Below are 5,919 nucleotides of genomic sequence, written 5' to 3'. Positions count from 1 at the left end.
GGATGCTCTTTTTTCATTCACTTAATAAGTGAAATGCAATATTCAGTTAAAATGCTGTAACTATGTGGCTTTCAGCCACTTTCACGGCATCGCCGTGAATAATCTAGGTTTTGTGATGGGGATTTTTGGCATGGTCATAATTGGGCGATTAGAGGAATGGTATCTTTGGAGCAAGAGTTAGAGGGATATTCCGAATACTGGAAGAATAAAATCCTTAAAAATATTCAGCACGATGAGGAAATAACTAAGAAACTATATGCCGATGGATGGAGTGTATTGCGTTTTTGGGAAAGCGATATTAGAAAAAATACAGATGAATGTGTAAGGACGATAGAACAGGCTATTTTTGATATGAAGCTTGAAAATATCAATTTGGATTTATAGGTTAAAGGGGCGATTGAGGTGAGTTTATGTCTATCTATAATAAACCAGATGGAATATATGAAGAATTAATCTCCGAACAATTAAAAAATGAACTAAGTTTTGTTGATGAGGAGCTTAAGTATACAGAGAAGATAGATCCAGAAGAGGCTCCAGCAATCTTGGCAGAGTATGCGTCGAAGATAATTAAGCAAAGATTGCAAATGCTACAAGAGACAAAAGGTGATTTGTCTGAGCAAATAAAATTGGTAAATAAACTAATTGAAGTGGTTGCAGATGACGCTGCTGACCTTATGGATGAAAAAGTGGCTGATCAAGGCGAACAGCTGAAAGCACTTTTGCTGGATAATCCAATTACAAAGGTTACAAAGAGAAAAGCCAGTGATTTGATTCGACCAGCAACATCTGTGGCTGATACTTCATTATTTACGGGGGCTGGACGAGAACCGAATATGAGTAGTGAGATCAATAAAGAAATTGCGTCATGCGATCGAATTGATATGATGGTTTCTTTTATTAGATGGAGTGGAGTAGTTTTGATCCTAGATGAACTGAGAAAGTTTGTTGAAAGTGGGAAAAAATTAAGAGTAATTACTACTTCATATATGGGAGCGACAGAATTACGAGCAATAGAAGAGTTATCTAAGCTTCCAAATACAGAAATAAAGGTTTCGTTTGATGGTGATAGAACCCGATTACATGCCAAAGTCTATATTTTTCATCGTGAATCAGGATATTCAACTGCATATGTAGGATCATCCAACTTAACAGCACCAGCTATGACCAGTGGGTGTGAATGGAATGTTAAGGTTACAAAGAGTGATTTGCCAGATGTATTTAGTAAAATTGAAGCTAGTTACTCTGGATATTGGAATTCGAGAGAATTTGAAGATTACTCAGAAGAAAAAAGAGAGGCTTTAAAGGAAGCATTAAGTAGATCAGGAAAGCGTGATAGAGGAGTTGGGGTAAAGCGTAGTTTTTATTTCGATATTTATCCATATCCATACCAGCAGGCAATACTCGATAAACTAGAGGCTGAAAGAAATATACGAAATTCGTATAGAAATTTGATTTGTGCAGCAACTGGAACTGGTAAGACACTGATTTCTGCTTTTGATTATAGAAAACAGTGTGAAATAAAAAAGAAAAGATTAAAGCTTTTGTTTGTTGCTCATAGGCGAGAAATCTTGGAACAGAGTTTAGATTGTTATAGAGAAGTATTGAAAGATTCTGAATTTGGTGATGTGTTTTACTCTGGCCAGGAACCTGATCAAGTAGATTTTCTGTTTGCGTCTGTTGATATACTTAATAGTCGTAAATTTACAGAATTAGATAGTCATTATTACGACTATATTGTGTTGGATGAATGCCATCATTTGGCGGCTAAATCTTATAGAACGCTATTTGATCATTTCGAACCAGAGTATTTCCTGGGTTTGACTGCAACGCCAGAAAGAATGGATGGAGATAGTATTCTTCCATATTTCAATAATAAGCTTGCGGCCGAGATTAGACTTCCTGAGGCTATAAATCGTAAGTTGTTATGTCCGTTCCAGTATTTTGGAGTGGCTGATTCTGTAGATCTAAGTACGTTGAGATGGGCACGTGGAGGTTATGATAAAAGTGAGCTTGAAAATGTTTATGTGTTAAGCAGAGCTATAGCAGATAAGCGTGCAAAACTGATAATTCAGTCAATATACAAATATGTTGCAGATGTTGATACCGTGAAAGGTCTGGTATTCTGCGTTTCTGTAGAGCATGCGAAATACATGGCCGAGAAGCTTAATGAAGCGGATATTGCGGCGGCATATTTGACCGGATCTTCTACAGATAAAGAAAGAATGTTGGCAAAACAAAAGCTTCAAGACGGAGATCTGAAGTTTATTTGTGTTGTTGATTTATATAATGAGGGTGTTGATATTAAACAAATCAATACAGTGCTATTCTTAAGACCAACTGAAAGCTTAACGATATTTCTACAACAGTTAGGCCGTGGATTACGTCTTGCTGAGGGAAAAGATTGTTTGACAGTCTTGGATTTCATAGGTCAAGCAAATAAACGATATAGCTTTGAAAATAAATATGCTTGCCTTTTGCAAAAGAGTAATCAGGGAATGAAGAAGGAAGTGGAAGCTGAATTCCCACATCTTCCAAGAGGGTGCTATATCAAGTTAGAAAAGAAAGCAAAAGAACGAATTCTTTCTAATATTAGAAGTTCATTAAATGGGAAAGCAGGAGTAATCTCCAAGTTAACAACATTTGAAGCAGATACAGGAACAAAAGTATCTCTTAGTAGATTCCTGGATCATTATTCAATGACACCGAAGATGATATATACACATAAAATCACTGTTACAGGAATAGTTAAAAATATGTCTGATAACGCCGATCCAGAAATGTGGAAAAAATTGTTTAGATTATCTTCTGTGGATTCGGCAAGCTGCCTTCACTACTTAATTAACCATATTGAAACAATCGGAAAATTAAGTAGTGCAGATATAACGCAAAAGGAATGGTCATTCTTGAAATTGGCATATGCGACATTTATTGATAATTATGCACCTAAAAATGATGAAGATGTATTAACTGCGCTTAGTGCTTATTTTAATAATAATATTGAATATGTTCCGGAGATAATGGATGTTCTTCGCTATAGTTTTGAACATATAGATTTTATTGAGAAGAATTCAGGATTGCCGTATGAGAATGCACTGAATGTGTATGCTACATATACAAGAGCGCAAGCATTGGCCCTATTAGACTATTGGAAAACTTCTTCAGAGGGAGTAACAAGAGTAAAGGATAAGAAGACAACATGTCTTTTTGTTACATTGAATAAAGGCAATAATTATTATTCGCCGTCAACGGCATACCATGATTATTCAATTAACGAAGAACTTTTCCATTGGCAATCACAAAATGCAACAGCAGCCAATACATCTGTTGGACAGAGATATATTCACCATGCCGAGCAAAAAGAAAATATCTTACTTTTTGTGCGAGAACAGAAAGATGATAATTACGGATCTGTACCATTTATGTTCTTAGGTAAGGCGAAATATATCAGTCATCAAGGAGATAAACCGATGAGTATTGTCTGGAAGTTGGAGAATAAGATTCCAGCGAAGTTTTTAGATGTGACAGATAAGCTGGGAATTGGATAAAAGCGAATATGAAGAAATACAAAGGAAAAGGAGTAACAAATGTATAGTAATGAATTTGACCCATTAAAAGCAAAATATGATGGTAATGAAGAAGTTGTGATTACATCTCTCAAAAGAGAGATAACTAATATTTTAAATTCATATGTTGGTTGGTATGATCCATTTTGCGAGTTAATACAAAATGCATTAGATGCTGTTGATAAGAGAAGAGAATTGAAAGATAATTATGAACCACAAGTATTTATTACCATTAATTTGGCAAAAAATATGATTACAGTTACTGATAATGGTATTGGTTTTACAGAGGCTCAGTACATTAAATTTTTAGCACCGAATTTTTCTTTTAAAGTTGGAGGTACAAGCAGAGGCCATAAAGGTGTTGGTACTACATACTTAGCATATGGTTTTAATTATATTCAAATAGCTACGAAATCACCGGATTTTAAAGCTGTTGGAGTGATGGAAAATGCCAAAAAATGGTTAAATGATCCGATGCCAGCAGGAAATCCTAAAGTCAAACCAGAGTCTGGAGAATTACAGGATCAAGAAATATTTGAGCTCATTGATCGTGGAACTCAAATGAGTATTATGTGTGATTCGGAATCATATCCTAAAGATTTATCTTGGATTCAAGCTGATAATGCAAATAGTTGGCTTAATATTTTAAGAGTACAGACCGGTTTGGGACAAGTTGATTCTGCAGGGAATGTTCGTGTAACACTGAGAGTAATTGATAAGAATGGAAATCAGACAGAAGCGGTAATCGATAATCCCAAATATTTAACAGTAAGTGAATTTATTACTGAAAAAGCTAAAAATGTAGATGAAATAAAAGCTGAAATGGATTTGAGATATGAACAGTATGGTCCACAATATAGAATGCCATCAAGATATACAAACCTTGAAGCAATATACGGATCTTGGGATACAGAGAAGCTGATTAAAGAAATTAAGACTTCGGAAGAAGAAGAAAAATTGTTGAGAAAATATGAAGTGAAAACAATTTTCTCTTATGTATATTCTCTGCAGGTATGGGATAAAATCGATAGAAAAACAGGCATTAGAAAAGGCAGCCATTTGTTACATGGAGGAATTCAGCTTGCTGCAAATAATATGCCACAAGGAGAATTGATTCAGATACCATTGACAAAAAATATAGGTCGTCAAAAGCAAGCGAATATATTAATTCATTTTTCTAATTGTTCAGCAGATCTAGGTAGAAAAGGATTTAAAAAAGAAATTACAGATTTAGGTAAAGAGACCGCTCGAAAAATGATGGATGGACCATTAATGAAAATGCGGCAGTATTTCAAAGCGAACTCAGGTGCATCACCAGATCTTAGAAGGGAAAATGACTTAGCGGAATGGAAACGTCAAATGACAAATCATGAAAGAGAGTTCCCATTAAGTATTGATAATCCAAACTTTTTTAATCCAGTTCAAAATATATCAATTACTTCTATTCCAACGAGGGAACAGGATGTAATAGCATTATTTAATCAGTTGCTTGCTGGTGGTGTTATTCGAGATGTAAAGATCATGTCTACAAATGAAAGAAGTACATATGATAGTCTGTTTAGAATAGTTGTATCGGAACCGAAAGAACTACAATTGTTTGATGAAGATAAAAATCCTTTAGGCGTATCTGAAGACGTTTTGGATGTATTAATTCCGGATGGTGAACCTTTTATTACAGATCCAAAAGTATTGGAATACAAATATTCGATTGATGGATTAGTTGAGGATATTGATTCGGGAATAAAAAGTACAAGTGACATAAATCTTGTTGTGGCTTGGGAAGCTGGAGATAGATTTAGAGATAATTATGCAATAGAATCTATGTTAATAAATGGAAATGAGTCCTTGCGTCAATACCATGGTGTTACACATAGATTAAGAAATGCCAATACATCAGAAGTAATATGTGATTTGATTCTTTTGAAAGACTTAATTCTGTATTTAAATAAAGATCCTCAATGCCAACCATTACAAGAAAGCTATGAAGACTAGACGGATATGTTGGATGTATTGGTTATTACCATTGCGAAGGCAATAATAAAGAAATAAAACATTAGTTAATAGTCTCTGAAAGATTAAGAGGTGTGTCTCATTGCTAAAGATATCAAGAATCAGAATATGCAATTATAAGGGAATTAAAGACTCTGGGTGGTTAGAATTTGCTGAGCTCAATGCGATTGTAGGAAAAAATGATGCTGGAAAGTCTGCAGTATTATTAGCAATAAATGAATTCTTTAATGGCAGCTGCATATGGCGCGTCCCAACGGCCGGTTTTGCGGAGCAAAACGGCCGAAATGCGAAGCTGAACAGCCGTTAGGCTTTGATTGATACAGAAATCTCTAGGATAATATATTCA

4 protein-coding genes are annotated in these 5,919 nt (G+C 34.9%); all 4 read left to right on the top strand.

Going from position 1 to position 5,919, the window contains the following annotated elements:
- The first annotated feature begins 165 nt into the window (after window positions 1-165).
- The 4 genes from ACTNB3_RS17525 to ACTNB3_RS17510 all read left to right on the top strand — a co-directional run bounded on the left by ACTNB3_RS17525 (window position 166) and on the right by ACTNB3_RS17510 (window position 5,880).
- Complete coding sequence (locus ACTNB3_RS17525) at window positions 166-384, top strand: DUF559 domain-containing protein (protein WP_441027236.1); 219 nt, start codon at window positions 166-168, stop codon at window positions 382-384.
- Window positions 385-410: 26 nt separating this feature from the next.
- A complete protein-coding gene (locus tag ACTNB3_RS17520; RefSeq protein WP_441027234.1) occupies window positions 411-3,545 on the top strand; it encodes a DUF3427 domain-containing protein in 3,135 nt (1,044 codons plus the stop codon).
- A gap of 39 nt (window positions 3,546-3,584) precedes the next feature.
- Complete coding sequence (locus ACTNB3_RS17515; RefSeq protein WP_441027232.1) at window positions 3,585-5,555, top strand: hypothetical protein; 1,971 nt, start codon at window positions 3,585-3,587, stop codon at window positions 5,553-5,555.
- A gap of 100 nt (window positions 5,556-5,655) precedes the next feature.
- The gene (locus ACTNB3_RS17510) at window positions 5,656-5,880 is read left to right on the top strand and encodes an AAA family ATPase (RefSeq protein WP_441027230.1); all 225 of its coding nucleotides are present in this window, start codon (window positions 5,656-5,658) and stop codon (window positions 5,878-5,880) included.
- Window positions 5,881-5,919: the final 39 nt, after the last annotated feature.

This window comes from Bariatricus sp. HCP28S3_D3 (assembly GCF_052065755.1).
In the GTDB taxonomy this organism is placed as follows: Bacteria; Bacillota; Clostridia; order Lachnospirales; family Lachnospiraceae; genus Allocoprococcus.
The sequence above is the reverse complement of the archived record's forward strand: the minus strand, read 5'-3'. Positions and strand labels throughout refer to the sequence as shown.